The sequence below is a fragment of the Fibrobacter sp. UWB16 genome, from assembly GCF_900215325.1.
Taxonomy (GTDB): domain Bacteria; phylum Fibrobacterota; class Fibrobacteria; order Fibrobacterales; family Fibrobacteraceae; genus Fibrobacter.
The window spans coordinates 78163-96057 of sequence record NZ_OCMS01000003.1 but is presented as its reverse complement, the minus strand read 5'-3'; the positions used below and the strand labels follow the sequence as shown (position 1 = coordinate 96057).

Annotated in this window: 14 protein-coding genes; 3 read left to right on the top strand and 11 right to left on the bottom strand. The window is 49.1% G+C overall.

Features of this window, described 5'->3' with window-relative positions:
- Window positions 1-50 precede the first annotated feature (50 nt).
- Window positions 51-1574, top strand: a complete 1524-nt coding sequence (locus CRN95_RS10265; RefSeq protein ID WP_097020815.1) for a T9SS type A sorting domain-containing protein — start codon at window positions 51-53, stop codon at window positions 1572-1574.
- 120 nt (window positions 1575-1694) lie between these two features.
- Here the strand turns inward: CRN95_RS10265 and glmM are convergent, their stop codons facing one another.
- The 6 genes from glmM to CRN95_RS10235 all read right to left on the bottom strand — a co-directional run bounded on the left by glmM (window position 1695) and on the right by CRN95_RS10235 (window position 7365).
- Window positions 1695-3035 carry a phosphoglucosamine mutase gene (gene glmM / locus CRN95_RS10260; RefSeq protein ID WP_097020814.1) on the bottom strand — a complete coding sequence of 447 codons (1341 nt, stop codon included), beginning with the start codon at window positions 3033-3035 and terminating at the stop codon, window positions 1695-1697.
- A gap of 21 nt (window positions 3036-3056) precedes the next feature.
- Complete coding sequence (locus tag CRN95_RS10255; RefSeq protein WP_097020813.1) at window positions 3057-3389, bottom strand: cupin domain-containing protein; 333 nt, start codon at window positions 3387-3389, stop codon at window positions 3057-3059.
- Window positions 3390-3450: 61 nt separating this feature from the next.
- Entirely contained in the window at window positions 3451-4221 is a 771-nt protein-coding gene (locus CRN95_RS10250) for a hypothetical protein (protein WP_097020812.1), read from the bottom strand.
- A gap of 206 nt (window positions 4222-4427) precedes the next feature.
- Window positions 4428-5333, bottom strand: a complete 906-nt coding sequence (locus CRN95_RS10245) for a bile acid:sodium symporter (RefSeq protein WP_097020811.1) — start codon at window positions 5331-5333, stop codon at window positions 4428-4430.
- Between the two features lie 195 nt (window positions 5334-5528).
- Window positions 5529-6788 (bottom strand): diaminopimelate decarboxylase, encoded by a 1260-nt coding sequence (gene lysA, locus CRN95_RS10240; RefSeq protein ID WP_097020810.1) that lies wholly within the window; start codon window positions 6786-6788, stop codon window positions 5529-5531.
- Window positions 6789-6876: 88 nt separating this feature from the next.
- Window positions 6877-7365 (bottom strand): glycogen-binding domain-containing protein, encoded by a 489-nt coding sequence (locus CRN95_RS10235; protein WP_097020809.1) that lies wholly within the window; start codon window positions 7363-7365, stop codon window positions 6877-6879.
- Between the two features lie 69 nt (window positions 7366-7434).
- Here CRN95_RS10235 and rpe point away from each other — a divergent pair, with 69 nt between their 5' ends.
- Complete coding sequence (gene rpe, locus CRN95_RS10230; RefSeq protein WP_097020808.1) at window positions 7435-8088, top strand: ribulose-phosphate 3-epimerase; 654 nt, start codon at window positions 7435-7437, stop codon at window positions 8086-8088.
- A 181-nt stretch (window positions 8089-8269) separates the two neighbouring features.
- Here the strand turns inward: rpe and CRN95_RS10225 are convergent, their stop codons facing one another.
- On the bottom strand, window positions 8270-9760 hold the full coding sequence (locus CRN95_RS10225; protein WP_097020807.1) for a clostripain-related cysteine peptidase: 1491 nt from the start codon (window positions 9758-9760) through the stop codon (window positions 8270-8272).
- 473 nt (window positions 9761-10233) lie between these two features.
- On the opposite strand from CRN95_RS10225, the gene CRN95_RS10220 reads away from it, so the two are divergent.
- Window positions 10234-11829 (top strand): chorismate-binding protein, encoded by a 1596-nt coding sequence (locus CRN95_RS10220; protein ID WP_097020806.1) that lies wholly within the window; start codon window positions 10234-10236, stop codon window positions 11827-11829.
- Window positions 11830-11897: 68 nt separating this feature from the next.
- Here the strand turns inward: CRN95_RS10220 and CRN95_RS10215 are convergent, their stop codons facing one another.
- From CRN95_RS10215 to CRN95_RS10200, 4 genes are all read right to left on the bottom strand, one after another.
- Window positions 11898-13658 carry a glycoside hydrolase family 9 protein gene (locus tag CRN95_RS10215; RefSeq protein ID WP_097020805.1) on the bottom strand — a complete coding sequence of 587 codons (1761 nt, stop codon included), beginning with the start codon at window positions 13656-13658 and terminating at the stop codon, window positions 11898-11900.
- Window positions 13659-13935: 277 nt separating this feature from the next.
- Window positions 13936-14988: a glycoside hydrolase family 18 protein gene (locus tag CRN95_RS10210; RefSeq protein WP_097020804.1), complete on the bottom strand. Its 1053-nt coding sequence runs from the start codon at window positions 14986-14988 to the stop codon at window positions 13936-13938.
- Between the two features lie 16 nt (window positions 14989-15004).
- A complete protein-coding gene (locus CRN95_RS10205; RefSeq protein ID WP_088630966.1) occupies window positions 15005-15706 on the bottom strand; it encodes a hypothetical protein in 702 nt (233 codons plus the stop codon).
- 11 nt (window positions 15707-15717) lie between these two features.
- Window positions 15718-17895, bottom strand: coding sequence for a hypothetical protein (locus CRN95_RS10200; protein ID WP_088630967.1), 2178 nt, complete (start codon window positions 17893-17895; stop codon window positions 15718-15720).

The window sequence follows — 17895 nt, the reverse complement described above, 5'->3', positions numbered from 1 at the left end:
GATTAGTTTATAGTGAGGTGTGTCTTAGGAGTTTGGTAAAAGGAGTACACATGATTAAAGCGCCCAATCTATTTACGGCCGCGTGTTTTGCCTTGTGCGGGATGGCATCGGCATACACAATCACAGGAACCGTTTCTGACAATGACGGCAAGGCACTCAAAGGTGTCACGGTAGACCTGCTCAAAGAAGGCAAGACAGCCTCGACGGATGATAAGGGTAAATTCACCATCCAGGAAGAGGAAGTGGGCATCAACCCAAGCTTCAGAAACGCCGTTGGCTATATCAGCGTAAACAAAGGCATTCTCTCTTACTCCCAGAGCAGCACCTCGCCTGTTCAGGTAAAGATTTACAACTCGCTCGGCAACCAGGTTTTCAAAAAGACATTGCAAGGTTCCGGCACGTATGACTTGAGCAAAGGACTCAGCGCACGCGGTACTTACTTTGCACAGGTCTCTGTCGGTAACGCCAAGCAGAATTTCAAGTTCACGACGGACGAAAGTTTTACCAGCTCCTTCGGCTCACAGGCTAACGCCCTCATGAAGGATGCCGCCAAGGACGAAGCACTCCGCTTTACATTCGAAGGCTATGACACGCTCACCGTGCCGCTCGGAACGCTCGACACGACCGTTGACGTGAAACTTTCGAAGACCATCCCTCCCGAACCGACGTTCAAATTCGGTTACGCCTTGAAGAACGCACCGACCCCGAGTAAGGGCTGCGGCACCAATTCCACATTGAAAAAAGTCAAGAGCGTCGAAAACGGCGACCAGTTCCAAATCAAGGTCGGTAACGACACCCGCGATTACTTTATCACCTTGCCGAAGAACTACGACAACAAGAAACCGCACAAGGTTCTCTTTGCCTTGCACTGCTACGGTAGCCGAGGTGAAGACTTCGTGCATCACAAAGCAGACTACGACCATCCGACTCCGTACTACGGCCAGCAGGTGCTCGACAAGAACGGCGACTACATCTTCGTTTCACTCGACGCTATTGGCGGTGTATGGACCAAGGGCCAAGGCGATCATGACTTCTTTGCACAGACACTCACGACTTTGAACGACAACTACTGCATTGATACAAGCCGCGTGTTCATTACAGGCTTTAGCTTTGGCGCCATGTTCAGCTACTCACTCATGCAAGACATGCAGAGCCGCGTCCGCGCTGCAGCCACCTACGCAGTCGCTGACTACAACATTTGGCTCCCCGAAGGCAACAACATGAAGAACTTGCCGATCGCCTGGATGAACGTTCACGGCAAAAACGACGGCAGATGCGATTACAACCGCGCCAAAAATAGTGCCCTCCCGAGAATCCTCAAGCGTAACGGCAAGGCCGACGCCAATGGCGACTTCACCGACGCAAGCTCCGAAAAGCCTGAAGAAGTGAACGGCAACACCGGACACGTCTGCTATGACTTTAAGAACGTCGACGAACGCTTCCCGGTCAAGTGGTGCAGCTGGCCGGGTGACCATCAGTGGACCGCTCATGACACCGGTAACATGGGTGTCGGCTGGAACTGGGAACAGACATGGGTTCCTGAAGAAGTCCACAAGTTCTTCGAACAGTTCTAAAGATTTCCTATACACTCTCTAATGTTCAAGGGCCCGCCGGAAACGGCGAGCCCTTTTGGTTTAATTTGACTGGATCCTTCGCGCTTTCGCACTCAGGATGACGTTACTGTCTACTTACTACTAAATGAGCTTTTCGACCTTACTACAAAGAGTCTCAGCTTCTTCAGCTGTCGGGGCTTCGGCAATCACGCGGATTACAGGTTCTGTGTTGCTGGCGCGCACATGTACCCAGGACTTCTCGGAACCGAGCCAGAGGCCGTCGCGTTCATCCATCTTCCAGCCAGCAAATTCAGCCTTGACTTTCGGGAGAATGTCTGCAACCTTCTTGTCGCCGAGTTCGAACTTTTTCTTCGGCATCACGTAGGCCGGATTTTCAGCTACGAACTTTTCCGGGCCGCCATTGTGGTGGGCCATCCAGCTAAGCACAAGTGCGGCAGCCACGAGGCTATCGCGACCGTAATGGAGCGCCGGGAGAATCACACCGCCGTTACCTTCACCGCCAATCACGCAACCGTTTTCGATCATCTGGAGGCTAACGTTGATTTCACCGACCTTCGCGCGGCTGAATTCACAACCGTACTTGGCGGCAACATCTTCGTTCATGCGGCTCGTGGAGAGGTTCACGCAAACGCTACCCTTCTTCTGGGCAAGTACTTCGTCCGTTGCAATTGCAAGCGTGTATTCTTCGCCGATACTTTGTCCCAAACCATCGACGAGAGCGCAGCGGTCTGCATCCGGGTCCACGGCAAAGCCAACAGCACAGCCGTTATCCTTGACAGCCTTGCGCAAGTCGCCGAGATTTTCAGGAATCGGTTCTGCACCACGCGGGAACGTGCCATCCGGGCTGCAATGAACACGGACAACTTCGCAACCGAGCTGTTCCAAGAGGCGCGGCACAATAAAGCTACCGGCACCGTTCACGGCATCGACAGCAACCTTGAAATGCTTGGCCTTGATGGCTTCGACATCCACGAACGGAATCTTGAGCGTACCATCAATGTGAATGCCATCGGCATCCGGGGCAACTTCGTACTTGCCCATCGTGCGGTAATCCGGATAGCTGAACTGGTTTGCATCAGCGAGAGCAAAGAGCTGCTTCACATCATCCGGACCGAGGAAAAGGCCCTTGTTGTTGAGGAACTTGAGAGCGTTCCATTCGAGCGGGTTATGGCTTGCGGTAATGATGATGCCCGCATCAGCCTTGAAGTGCGTCGTCAAAAGTTCCACGGACGGGGTCGTCGAAAGGCCCACATCCACAACATCCACGCCAGAAAGGCGGCAAATGCCAGCGACGAACTGCACGATGGCATCACCTGTCGGGCGGCTATCGCGGCCAATCACCACGCGCTTTGCCTTCGTGATTTCGAGGAAAGCACGCACATGGCTCTGCAAAACCTGCGGAGTAAGGGTATCGCCAACGATTCCGCGGATACCAGAAATAGAACGCATTAATTTAGACATATTTTCTCCATTAAATTAAACTTATCCGAGTTCCGGGACCGTCGCATAAAAGACGAGATTGTCCGGACCTTCATTAATCAAGCTGTGGGAATGGCCCTTCGGGCAGAAATGGCACTGGCCAGCTTCGACATATTCCACACCATCATCAAAAAGTACCTTGCCCTTCCCCGAGACAAAGAACATAATTTCGCTGTTGGTTTCGTGCTTGTGGTAACCGATAGAAGCGCCAGCTTCGAGCGTGCCGTGCATAATGCGCGTCGTACCGTCGAAATACATCTTGGCCTTGTATTCTTTTTCGCCACCCTTAAAATTCGGGAGAACAGTCGTCTCCATACCTTTTAAATCAATAATCATTATGACCTCTTTGAACGAGGTAATAATAGAATTTTAGGGGAAAAGAGCCAAGCATGCGGATCTAAACGTTACGGCGATATCCGCTCAAAGCAAGGAAAATAATGGCCGGGACGTAGAAGAGCCAAATAAAGTTGTTCGACACAACAGCCAAGATTTCACGGGTCGAATGATCCGCTCCCGTAAGGAGCGAAATTCCAGTGAGCGCATCGCAGCATGTAAAGCAAACCATCCCGATCATGATGAAGAAGGCATTTTTCTCCGGGAAAAAGCCTAGCGTTGTCGCCCTGCACGCCATGTAAAGCGAACAAAGCAACGTCGGCGCGTACGCAATAACAGCCATGAGCATCACGGATTCAAGGACCTTGAAATATGCAAGGAAAATCATCGCAATCACAGCCGCAAGCGGAATGCAATAAATCCACGGAAACGACCAGTCCGTATTCTTTGTACGCGAATGTCGATAAATTAAAATCATCTGCGCCATGAAGAAAAATCCAATGCCGAGCGAAATAAAATTTTCTCGAGTTTCAGGCGTGCCAAAATAATTGTACAGAATTTTAAAACAAAAGTCGGCACAAAGAATCATCAAAAAACTCATCTGCAAAAAGAAGCGATCGCGCCTAGTGACTGAACGTCTGCCAATCATAAACGCAAGTAGCGTTGCAATAAAGGTTACGATAAACTTTGTGATGTTCTGAAAATCGCTGGTAGAATCTAGACACGACTGAACAGCACCGCACTGATGCAGCACATACCAGTCACGCACAAAGAATGACACAAAAAGGATTGCCACAAGGGCAATCAAAGATGAAACCAGCTTCGAATACACCATGTGTATAAATATAAAGCAGTCGTAAGCAAAAATTAAAGAAAAGTTTAAAAATTTTCTTGTATGTGACGATGAACAAATTTCATTTTGTCATGCCCGCGAATGCGGGCATCACCATCTCGACATAAAAAAGGAGATGCCCTGTCGGAGCAGGGCATGACATTTTGATTTCAGAAATATTCTAAGTTCCAAGATCTAAATTCTAAGTTCTAGCTATCTTTTTTCGGCTTGATTTTTGCGGTCATATAGCTGAGCACAAGGTTCTGCCATACAACGTAGCAAGTCGGGGCAAGAGCCACCACCGGGCCCGCGTAAAGGCTAGAAACCCAGATAACAAGCGTCGTGTTCTTTTGCCCCATGCTCTGCGAGCCTTCAATCGGACGGCGACCGCGTTCGCAAACCCATCCAAGCCAAAACTGCAAAAGGCAAAGCACAAGCGAAACCGCAGCCATCAGCGGGAGCTTTCCGCTATTCCACAAGTCGGCAAAGCCCATTTCGCGAATGTCGAAGCTCGCCTTGGACAAAATAATGAACACCGAGAACGTCCACACGAACATCGTGTACTTCTGGTATTTCGCGGCACGGTCGGCAAGTTCCGGGTAAAAGTTACGGAGCCCAAACGCAAACGCAAGCGGGATGCTGATAATCGGCTGGATCGTATTGAAAATCTTCATCGCGATTTCGGAAAGGTCCGCCTCGGCTCCAGTCAAATATCCAAAGATAATCGGGATGCTAAAGCATGCAATCAGGTTACCGCTGAGGAAAATCTTGAGCGCAAGGGACGCGCTGCCACCAAGCATTTTCGCCATTGCAGGTGCCGCATTCGCAGGCGGGCAAAGCGCAATAATCGCACCGCCCAAAAGCACTTCACGCGGCAAGTGGAAAAGTTCCACAATACCCCAGAGGGCGGCAATAATCACGAGGCTTGCAATAAACGCGCGGACTTCAATCTTGAACGTGTAACCATGCGTCTGCGGCGGAATTTTCGTCACGAACGTAAGGAACATCATGATGCCGATAGTGAACGGCAAGAGCGGCGACAGAAAGTGCGCCTGAGGAATGAGGATGCCAGCAAGAATAGCGACCGGCATGAGAATAGCGCGTAAGTTACCCATAGTCTTATTTCCGGCGGCAAAGATAGAAATTTGAGTATGGACTTGGCTAGGAAAAAAGACAACCCCGGAACAAGTCCGGGGTGACAAAAGCACATGAATATTCAGTATTGAATTAGAAACGAGCAGAGCAAGGCGCGAGCCTCCGTAGCGTACTAAGATGTACGTAAGGAGGCGAGCAACGAAGCTATGCGAAGTTTATAATTCAATAATGCGATCGTTCTGCAAGAGTTGTTCGAAAGTCTGGCGTTCACGAACGAGCTTGATTTCGCCCTTCGTGTACATCGTTTCGGCAGCGTAGCGACGGCTGTTGTAGTTGCTGCTCATGGCGGCACCGTAAGCACCGGCATCATGGAGAATCAAGAGATCACCCACCTGAGCCTTCGGGAGCTTGCGCGTCACGACAAAGCCACCTTCTTCCTGCGTGAACACGTCACCGGATTCGCAAAGCGGGCCAGCGACAACAGCGTCAACAGTTTCGTTCAGTTCACGACCGTCACGGGCAATCACGGAAATGGCGTGGTAGCTACCGTAGAAGCTCGGACGAACGAGATCGGTAAAGCCAGCGTCGAGCAAGTAGAACAAATTATTTCCCTGCTTCTTGACAGCGCGGATTTCCGCAACGAGGTAGCCGCTTTCTGCAACAAGGTAACGGCCCGGTTCCACTTCGAGATGGACATCGTGACCAATGCTCTGCTGGATACGCTTGCGGGCGTTGTCCCACAAATCATAGTAAGCCTTCACGTCAATGCGGTTGCCCTTTTCTTCTTCATGATACGGAATCGGGAGGCCACCACCAGCGCTAATCGTGCGGAGGTGAGAACCGAGGTGACGGCTAGCGTCCACCATGGCATCGCAAACCTGGGCCAAGTGTTCAAAATCCGTGCCGGAACCGATGTGCATGTGCAAACCGGTAATCCACATGCCGTTGCTCTGGGCGAGCTTGATGCAGTCCTTAATCTGTTCGTGCCAAATACCGTGCTTAGAAAGGTCGCCACCGGTATTCGTCTTGCGGGAGTGGCCATGGCCAAAACCCGGATTCACGCGGATGGTGAGTTCAGACTTCACGCCAAAATCAGCGAGTTGCTGAATCATGTCCGGAGAGCCCACGTTCACGGCGATGTCGTACTTCTTCACGAGTTCGAGTGCATCGCGGTCAAAGATATCGGCTGTGTAGACAATTTCAGGAACCTTGCCCTTCTGCTGTCCACCCTTGAAGCCGGCCTTGAGGGCGCGCACAATTTCGCCAGCGGAGACGGCGTCGACAACGCAGCCAAGCTTGCGGATGAGCGAAACCACAGAAAGGTTCGGGCATGCCTTCTGAGCAAAGCGCACAGTGTCAAAAACCTGCACGTCCTTTACAGCACGTTCAATCGTCGCACGGTCATAAATCCAAAGCGGGGTGCCGTATTCACTGGCCGCTTTCAAAAGCACTGAATCAGGGATGGAATATTTCATACGGGGGCAAAGATAGTAATTTGGTAGGATATGAAAAACGCCGAGCGTTATGCCCGGCGCATTTTCAATAGTTTTTCAATCAGAGCAATTATACGTGCTTGATCTTATTGTCGCCTGCATCCCAGTTCTTGCCATCACAGACAAACTTGTATTCGTAGTCGCCCGGAACGAGGGAAATCTTTGCAACCCAAAGACCCGTCTTCTTGTCCTTCTTGAGCATGTCGGCATCGACAGTCCAGTTGTTGAACGTACCAGCAACAGAGACGGTTGTTGCAAGCGGGCAATCGGCAACGAATTCGACGGCAACCTTTTTCGGTGCGGCGGCCTTCGGAGCCTTTGCAGCGGCTTTCTTTGCCGGGGCCTTGGCGACCTTCACTTCAGCTTTCGGGGCTTCAACTTTTGTAGCCTTTGCAACCTTAGCAGGAGCCTTAGCCGGCTTTTCAGCCTTCGGGAGAGCCTTCTTAGCTGGAGCCTTCACGGTTTTTGCGGCGGACTTTTCTGCAGCGGGTTTTGCCGCAGCCTTCGTCGCAACTTTCTTTACGGGTTTTGCAACCACAGTTTTAGAATTCTTGGACATAATAATCTCCTCTTATTTCTTAGTGTCCTAAATTTAGTAAAAAAAATTTTATTTTGCTATATTTGAAATATGCTTAAACAAATCATCGCTCCCAGCGTCTTGAACGCAAACTTCCTCGAACTCGGCAACGGCCTCAAGGCCATCGAAAACGGAGGCGCAGGCCTCGTTCACTTGGACATCATGGATGGGCACTTTGTCCCAAACATCAGCTTTGGCCCGGGTATTTCTGCCTGCGTCAAGAAGGGCACCAAGCTCCCGCTCGATTGCCATTTGATGATCGAAAATCCGGAAAACTACGTGGGCGAATTTGCTAAAGCCGGTGCAAGCATCATCAGCGTACACGCTGAAACCACGAACCATCTCGACCGTTTGCTGCACCAGATTGCAGAACTCGGCGTCAAGCCCGCAGTCGCCATCAACCCGGCAACTCCGCTCGAAAGCATCAAGTACGTGCTCGACATCGTGGACATGGTACTCATCATGTCTGTGAACCCGGGATTCGGTGGCCAGAGCCTCATTCCTTACTGCCTCGACAAGATTCGTGAACTCCGCGCCCTCAAGCCGGAACTCAACATTCAGATCGATGGCGGCGTTAAGCTCGACAACATCCTCGCCTGCAAAGAAGCGGGTGCAAACATCTTCGTCGTCGGAAGCGCCATTTTCGGCAAGCCCGATCCCGAAGCCGTCTGCAAGGAATTTGTGAATTTAGTAGAAAGCAAATAGCAGACGCAAGAAAGGACAGAAGGAGATTCCCGCTCAGTGGCGGAAATGACAATCCCAGCACTATCCGCATTATTACGCTCCCCAAATCAAAGGGAGCGTTTTTATTTTATACTAAAAAATCAGGCAGCAATAACGCCACCTGATTATAACCCCAAAACTTATCCGAAACTAAAGTAGTTTATTATTCCTCTTCGGAATCGCCTTCGTCTCCATCTCCGGAACCGCCTTCGTCTCCATCTCCGAGATTTGCGAGTTTTTCGTAAAGGACGTCAAGTCCGTCAAGAACGCTAAGCAAATTGCCCCAGCCCGTCTTTTTATGGAATGTTGTATTTTCGTAGGCTTCTTTACGTGTATAACCCCATACGGTTTCATCGTTATAGAAAGATTGAGGAGTCAACAAAACGGACAACGAGAACGAAAGAATGTCATTTCCATCACTGTAATGGGCATCAATATAGTCGACAACCAACCTTTCATACGCCTTTTTAAGTTCTTTCGTGGATGCAATAAGAGAACTATCTTCTGTAAAAGAAGCCAAAACATTAGCGAAGAAAATAACATCGTTAAAGAATATTTCAGAATCCCATTCGCCTGTATAATACGAACCCAAGACCGCGTTATCTATGATATCCTTTTGCTTTGGATCTTCGTAAAGAGTATTCAAACGCTTAGCGATATCCTTGAAAATCGGGAAGAAAGAACTAATTTCAGAAGATTTCAACAAGCTGAGGTCGCCATTCTGTTTCATCTTCTTGTTTTCTTTTCTCCAGTGATCCTTCGAATCTTTAAACGAGGCTTTAACAGCTTCTTGGAAACTGTCTTTCTTATACAGTTCCTTGACCAGGTTCAAAATCAAGGTTCCATCAGACTCCAGCACATGTTCCGAAGCAACCATATAATCGGCAACGGTATAAACTTCACTCAAAGTTTCGAAATTGCCCATAAAGCAGTTGTGGAAATAAAGTCCTGCGAGATGTTTGATTTTCGAATTTTCAATTTCTTCCTTAATTTCGTATATATTCATGCCATCTTTCACACCCGTTTCCAAATCAAGAGTCCACTCATCGTACATAACGGCAGCCAAATCCTGCGATTTAGCCAAAGCAGTCCGATTCGCGTGCAATTCAGGAAAATCAACATCAAAGTCAAAGCCTTGGCCATGTCCCCAAAAAACAAGCACGTAGTCTTTAGCAGGGAGACTATCCGCAACATAATCCAACACGCTCGTAAGTCTGCCCGGATCATGCATCATTATAGACTCACCAGCCATGCGGGCATGATCCTTAATCGTATCCAAATCCAAATCCTTAGTCATTTCAAAAGCGACCAATTGCCCAGGCTCAGCATATTTTCCATTAAAGGGCGTTTTTATGAGGTTATCATCTTCATCATAACCTACAACAGAAGAATCGGCTCCGTATTTATAGGTAAAAAATACACGAACATCCTTGCTCTTCATCAGTGACGGCATTTGTTCATAAACACCTTCAATGATGGAATCCATATCACCGCCAGCATTGCCATAAATAATAACGGTATAGCGGGCAGTGTCAATCACAGCTTCCTTTTCGTTTGGGCCGACAGAATGATTATCCGAAGAATCGTCGTAATCAGCACAACCGACAAAATAAGCGCAAACCAAAGCAAGCGCAAAGAGTAGTTTTTTTCTCATATTCAATCCTTTATTCTCCGACCACACATAATTTGCCGAAGACGGTTAAAAAAATGTGATAAAATTATAACAATTTCATCACATTTTATCAAGAATTTCATAGAAAAAATTGCATATAATTTTGACTTTTTGACCACTAACCCCAATAGTCCTATTTCGCCTTCTTAAAAAAAAGAAAATCCCCGATTCAATCGGGGACCAGCAATTATAATCGAGCGCGTCTTTGCATTACATTGGCGTCGATGCTGCAGATGCAAAGAGAGCCGACACAAAGATTATAGAGACAACAATAAGAAAGTACCAATTTTGCATGCCAGTAATATATACTGAAAACTTGCAAGAAATCGCTTATTTTCAAAAATGTTACAAACTTGCTACAAAGTAACCGTAATTGTAACAGACTATTAACATTAGAACGACTTTCTTGTATAGCAATATTTATATTTGCGCCGTCAAAAACGAGTCCTGTGATTATGCAAATATACGCCAATAAAGTATTTAATAATCCGATCGAAACGATTGAAATTTTCGACCCGCAAAAAGTCCAATCCGCACTCAACAGAATTGAATCTTTGCAACGCCAAGGCTATCACCTTCTCGGCTACATGCGCTACGACCTCAAAAACGTATCTGCCGACGCACCCCTTATCTACTTTGAAGCTTTCGATTCGTTCCAGCCGTTCGAAGAAAAAATCCCCAACTACAAAATCGGCACCATCGTAAAACCGCGCCTATCCAAAGAAGAATACACACAAAAGATTGAATACATCAAAGAGCAAATCAAGAACGGGATCACATACGAAGTCAATTACACATATCCTTCAACGTTAAGAACAAACGCAATTGGATTAGACTTGTACCAGTTCCTTTTGCAAAACCAGAAGACCCCTTACAACGCCTTTTTGCAAAATAAGTACGAGACCATCTTATCGTTTTCGCCGGAACTGTTTTTTGTGAAGTGCGGTAACAAGATTTTGACAAAGCCCATGAAGGGAACGCTCAAGCGCGGCAAGACTTCCGAAGAAGACAATGCGTTGCAAGAATTCTTGCACAACGACTTAAAGAATCGCACCGAAAACGTCATGATTGTCGACTTGCTGCGAAACGATCTCGGGAGAATTTCAAAGCCGGGAACCGTCCGCGCCGACAAGCTATTTGAAGTCGAAAAGCACAAAACCGTTTTCCAGATGACTTCCGAGATTTCATCGGAACTGAAAGACGGCACAACGCTTTACGACATCATTAATGCAATTTACCCATGCGGTTCCATCACAGGCGCGCCCAAAATTTCTACAATGGAAGTCATTGCAAATGCAGAACCGTTCCCACGAGAAGTGTACTGCGGCGCCATCGGCTACATCCACGGCGACGAAATGATTTTCTCCGTCCCCATCAGAATCTTGCAGAAAAAGCAAGGCGAATCGGAATACAGATACGATGCCGGCGGCGCCATCACGTGGGCATCTACCGCAGATGACGAATGGAATGAAACAATGACCAAAGCAAGTTTTTTAAATACCGATTTTTCGCTGATTGAAACAGGCATCACCGATTTCGAGATGCATCTTGAACGTTTGAAAAATTCAGCGAACACCCTCGGCTTCACCTGGAATAGCGACCTTGAAAAAATCAAGTTCGACAAGTCCGTTGTGAACAGGATTGAGCTTTTCAAAGATGGTCACTTTGAACTCACGACAAGACCGATTCCTGCACCCAAGCAAAATCCAAGAATCAAAATCGTACACAAAGTAAACTCATCCAATCCGTTCCTGTACCACAAAACGAGCATCCGCTTGCCATTCCCGAAAGACGCCTTTGATGAAATCTGCGTAAACGAGAAAGGCGAAATCACCGAAGGCACATTCACGAACATCGGCATTCTAAAAGATGGCATCATCTACACGCCGCCTATCGAGTGCGGGCTTTTAAACGGCATCACAAGACAAAAACTTTTAAACGAAGGCAAAGCCAAAGAAAAAATCCTGTACCCGAGTGACCTCAAGACCGCCGAGAAAATCTACTGCTTCAATTCCGTCCGCGGCATTGTGGAAGTGACGCTCGACGAATAAATCCGGCATGACAAGTAAAAAGGCGGGCCAAAGCCCGCCTAACCCTAAACACACAACCTAGCGCAAACTTACTTCACAACCGCATTGGCGTGGCCTACGTAAATGGCCTGCAAGGCGCCAGCGAGATATGCAAGCGGAGCGTTCCAGTTGATGGCCACTTCGTTTGTTGCATAGCTGCAACGGTTATCGATGTAGGCAAGTGCCGGCTTGTCTGCAACAGCGTAGTTCGGGCACTTCCAAAGTTCCTTGCCATCGAGGTTGATATCCTGCTTGCCCAAATGCGGGCCGCCCACGAGCATGCCCGGGACCGGATCATCAACAAAGTCAGATTCGCTCACACGATGATGCGGGTTGCGCGGGCTTCTGTAGCCAAAGCCAGTCACATACGTCATTTCAATCGGGTTCTTGCCCAAGAGGTAATCGAGGCACTGCTGGGCGCCATCCAAGTAGCTCTTGTCGCCCGTGACGTAATAAGCGTGGAGCAACACGATTCCGTTATTTGCCATGGCACTGTTACTGCCCCAGTTCCAGCTCGACGGAGTTGCAGGGAGTCTGTAAGCGCTCGTATCGCCAATTGCACGAAGTTCGTTTGCAGCGGCAAGCAAAGCCTTGCGAGCGGCACCACCGAGCTTTGCGCCAAAGTCCGCAGAATCAAGAGCCACATGGTAAACGGCGAGCATGTTCACATCGCCCCACCACGGTCCATCGCTTCTGAGCTTGTAAGCGCTCAAGTCATTGAGGTAATTCTTCTTCTTTGTGGCGCGGAAAAGTTCCGTTGCAGCAAAGGCAAATTCATCCTTGCCGTCTTCGCCGCCATACGTATAGTCGCCGGTCTGCACATCGGAGGGCTGTTTGTACAAGGCCTTCGGATTGTGCTTTGCCCAGTAATAGGCGGCACCAGAAGCCTTGAGCATGCGGTCAGCAAAAGCCTTGTCGAACGGAGCATACACGCGAGAAGCCTGAGCCATCACTGCTGCAAAGTCAAGCGTTGCAGTCAAGCTCTTTTCAATGGCGTAACGCTTGGCGCCATCAATTTCAGGCATCGTGCTGGAGCCGAACTTGAGCGACGTGAGCTTGTGGTAAACAGCGCCGTCCTTGTCCTGCATCGAAAGCATCCAGTCCAGATTCCAGCGGATTTCTTCGAGGAGCGCCGGCATCTTCGGGAATTCACGCGGGATGTTCCACTGGAGCGTATCCATGAATGCCGGGAAGTGTTCATAAAGTTCCAAAAGCGTAAACACGGTAATGCCCGAGTTCACAATATACTTGCCGTAGTCACCGGCATCGTACCAGCCGCGCTGCGACTTGATAATCTTCGGGTCAGCCTTCTTGGGAGCAGGCTTGCCCTTGGACTGCGCCACAACCGTCGCCGTCGGCAAATCCGTACCGTAAACCGTCACGCTATCGTCAATGTGGCCAGCGGCACGAGCCCACTTGCCTGCATAGCGCGTATCGAGAGCCATGCCTGCACGCTGGTAGTAGAACCACTTGAGGGCAGCCTTCGTCAAATCTTCATAGACGTTCTCGCCAATCACGACCGGGTTGCCGATATAGCCGTCTCTATACAAACGGTACGTGCCCGGCTTCTTAATCGAAGAAATATCGTACGTCTGGACTTCTTCGCCGCTATAATCCCAGTCATAGACCATCGGAGCTTCGAGCGTAAGCACCGTGTTGCCCGCCATGTCACGGACTTCGAGTGGGTTCGCATCGTTACCGGGGATGACGACCGTCTTTTCGGATTCGGGGGCAAAGCCAAGCTGGTTCATCAGGGGGATAGCCATTGTCGGCACAGCAAACGCTAACGCAGCTACTAGATGTTTACGCATACAAAACCTCATTTTTGTTTAAAAAATACCTTTTCTTTTATAAAAGTGTACCTGCACCACCCACTTTAATGTTTACTATAGGCAACGCCAAGTGTATCGAGTGTAGCGGGTGGCTTCGCCTGTTTTCATAGCGATAATGGCGACCCCGGAACGGAGTCCGGGGTGACACGTGCAGATGTAAAAAAATCCTCGGCGCTTTATTGCGTCGAGGATTTTTAAAAGCGTTTGTAAGTCTCGCGGATTTTGTCAATCTCGCGATTCCCGCGAACTCCGAGAATTACTTCTTGGAAGCCTTGTAGTTCACGCCCGGACGGAGTTCGAGACCAACCGTCACGAGGAGCGAGACGATCGGTTCGTAGTGGTCCTGGGAGAGGTCGTACACGGCAACGCCTGCCATGCCTTCGCTCTTCACGTGCTGAGCCACAGCCTTCACAGACGGGATACCCATGAACACGATAGATTCGGTTTCGCTCACAGCCACTTCGGACTTGGTTGCTTCATCGAAAGTCACCGTGTAATCCGGAGTATCGAAGCGGTTCATGAGTTCTGCGTACGGGAGGTAGCCTTCATTGCCACTTCCAACGCCTGTGTGGCTAGAGCCGAGGCCCTTGGCACCAGCAAAGGACTTACCGTAAAGGAACACCACCGGAGCAAGGAGATCCTTGTTCACGCCGGCGGCTACAACAGCGTCAAGCGTTTCCTGCACAGAGTTTGCGCTCTGGTTCGGAACGAGGCTGCTTTCGCTTTCGTTCATAAGGTCAGCCATGAACACATCCACGTAAGCGGCGCGGTTCAAGGCTTCGGCCTTGTAGGCGTCCAAGCCCAAAGCCGGGTAAATCACAGCCGTCACAGTAGAGCCCGAAAGACCATCGACCAAGGCGTTCAGCATCTTGGCGTAATCTTCGGAATCGTCCGTCGTGAGGTTCTGCCAGTCGAGTTCAACGCCATCGCCACCATTCGTGGAGAGCCATTCCTTCACATTCGAAACAAACGTGGAAAGAGTCTCGTCAGAAGAAGCGATAGCCTTGAGGCTAGATTCAGCTTCCATGCCGCCCACGGAAACAATCAGCTTCACGCCATTTTCCTTGGACATGCTTACAAGGTTCTTGAAGTTGTCGGCATCGTATTCGTCAGCAAAAGCAACCGTACCTTCTGCAGTCGGAGTGATAGACATGTAGTGGATGTCGGTCACGAGATTGTAGCGGATATCCTTGGCATAGAACTGAGAATACTGACTCCAATACGGATAGAAGCCAATCACTTTGTCAGCGGCAGCCTGGGCCATTGCAGCGCCCATGGCAAGAGCCAATGTAATAACTTTAAAGTTCATTTGATTACCTCTTATCCTATTGAATCACACGATTGACCAAGCTGACATTGTCATAGCAGACAAGGTATGTTATAGGACTAAAATCCGTCGGATTCGTTCCTGCAGGCTTACCGTCATCCAGATCTTTTTCCGGGACGAGCGGATTTGCGACCTTTTCATTATCGTTGCAGTAGCGATAAGCCCAACCATGAGACTGACCATACAGAGTATACTGCATTGAATATGCGGTCAGGTCTTTCGGAACGTTATTCCAAGTATTCTGGTCTTCCGTAACGTTGATGAAATTGAATTCCTTCAATTCCTTTTCAACCTTCGAAACAGCCTGCTTAGCATCCTTGTCCGAAGGATCCGCTGCCAACACGGCTTTTTGCGTCAGATAGGCAGTCCAACTTTCAGCAGAATGTCCAATCAAACCCGTATAGACATACTGGGTTAAAACAGAATTGGCAAGGAACGCCGTTTCGTCATTGGTGGTAAATGCAGCCAAAGTAGCATCATCCACACCAGCTTTCTTCATGGAATCAGAAACCACTTCATTGCGGTAAGCCACATAGTCTCTAATTTCTGCGATGCGGAGTTCAGGATGCAATTCCACATAGACGTTAGCATCGAAACCCTCAGGAAAGTTTTCTTCATAAGGGTCGTCAACACTCATCGAGGAGCAGGCGCCCAAAACACCTGCCAAGAGAATCATCATGTACTGGTGAAATTTTTTCATTTTAGCACCTCTTAGAAATTCACCGTTACATCGGCAAGGATAACATTCTTGCTGATGGAAATTTGTTTAGCAACCAGGCCAGTCAGACCAGCAACGTTGAAGTCGAGGTCGTTCTTGAGCATGCCATACTGGACGGTCAAGTAAGAGATCGGCGCAAGCTTCACACGGACACCGCCCATGATCAACTGTTCGCTAGCCTTGGTCACAGCAGCCGCTGCAATAATAGCTCCGTTCTCGTCTGTAGAAGCAACGGTATAGCCATTGTCACCAAACTTCTTTTCGTACATCTGGAAACCGGCGAGCACAGAGATCGGGCCCCAGACATCGGCGGTCACACCGGCAACGATACGAGTAACCTTACGGTTCAGGTAGGAGTCTTCAGAGCCATTGGAGAAAGAGCCCTGAACAAGGATCTTACGGTCAAGACCAGCAAGAGCGCCAGCATCGACACCGAGACCCACAGCAAATTCGGTGAACTTGTTTTCGATCGTAATCGGATTGCCTTCAGCGTCGAAGCTCGGCAGATTGCCCTGAGTAACCAAGTTGACACGGGCGTTGAAGAACACCTTGTCAGCCCAGTTCACATCGGCCTTGGCAGTAATGCCCTTGCGATCAGGCGTAGCCATGCCGAGCGGCAATGCAAGACCCACAGACGGATCAAGAACCGTCAAAGGATCAAGTTCGCGCTTCTTAGCAATGTTCGAAGTATAACCGTTACGGTAGAAGTGGCCATTCTTGTAGTTGTTGTCCAAACGGTAGAAGAGGTTCGGGCTTTCTAAGCTGCCAAATTCACTGAGGATGTTCTTCTTACCCGAAGACATCAAGTTGCCAGCCTGCAACGTCGTAGAGTTGTAGACACTGAAGTAGAGGTTTTCGAGGCTAGAAGCACCGAAGGTCCCCAAGATCAAGTCTGCATAAGAAGAATCGGTATAAAGGGCGCCAGTGTTAAGAATCGTGGAACGACCCTGATAGACCGGAGAAGATGCCATTTCAGACCAGAAGTTGGAATCCGTCTGGAAGTAACCGGCGCTGACCTTGAAGTCAACATCACTGACGTTACCCTTAGCAAAGACATCGGCATAGAAGCTCTTGCCATCCAGATCGAGGTATTCTTCGTTCACATAGTGCGGATCTTTTTCCAGAGAAGACTTCACGTAAGCAAACTGCTTGTCGTTAGCATCTGTAGCCTGGTTAACCCTATAAGAGACCTTCTTTCCCGTATAGTTGTAATCACGGTCAACCTTCCAGTTGGACATGGCAAATTCGCCATTCAAGCCGAACGTGATAGGCAACTGCGGAAGCACCTTCTTGGAATCGAATGCAATATCTGCAGAAAAGACCTGATTCTTTTCATAGTAGATAGTATCAAGATCATCGAGGTCCTTAGAACGGCGAGTCTGCTTACGGTCAAAGGCATTGACATAGTTCAAGCCAACATGAGCACCGTAGGCTTCGACACCGGCGCGAGCACCAAGGAGGTAGCGGTCAGAGAAGTCGAAGTCGAAGAACAACTGGTCTGCCTTCTTGGCCGTATTGCGAAGACGAGCACCCGTGAGCTGGGCGGTAATGTTATCGACCGCGCCAACGCTGCCACTTTGGTAAGCGACATTGAGACCATGCAACAGGCGACGGCTCGTAGTATCGAGGTTGCGCTGGGCAAGGGCTTCACGACGCTTTTCTGCAAAGATTTCCGGTTCCTGGAGAACTTCTGTCTGCGGAGTGTTGATGGTGAGCGGGGTGTAACCGACACGCATGTAACCCAAGTTGAAGTCCACATGCTTGTTCAGGATCGTACCATCGTAGCTGAACCAGTGACCAATAACCGGGTTGTTGTTTTCGTCATAGGCACTCTGCCAATCCTTGTGCAAACGCAACTGGACATCGATCATCGTCTCGGAGCTCGGACGAGCGGTCAAGCGCAGGTTCACATCCGTGAAAGCCTGGTTTTCCTGAGTCGGAGAGTTGTCAGCAAACTGGTCAGAAGAAGCAAAGGAAGCAAGGACACCGGCCTTTGCCGTACCGTTAATCTTAAGTCCAAGCACCGCTGCATTGAGAGAATCCAGCTTTTCCAAAAGGGACTTCTGTTGCGTAACGACTTCCGTCTGATTTTCAGCAGCAAATGCTGTCGCAGCCGAGAGCAGAATCGCAGAAGAAAGACCAAAAGCAGAAATTTTCTTATTGAACATCAT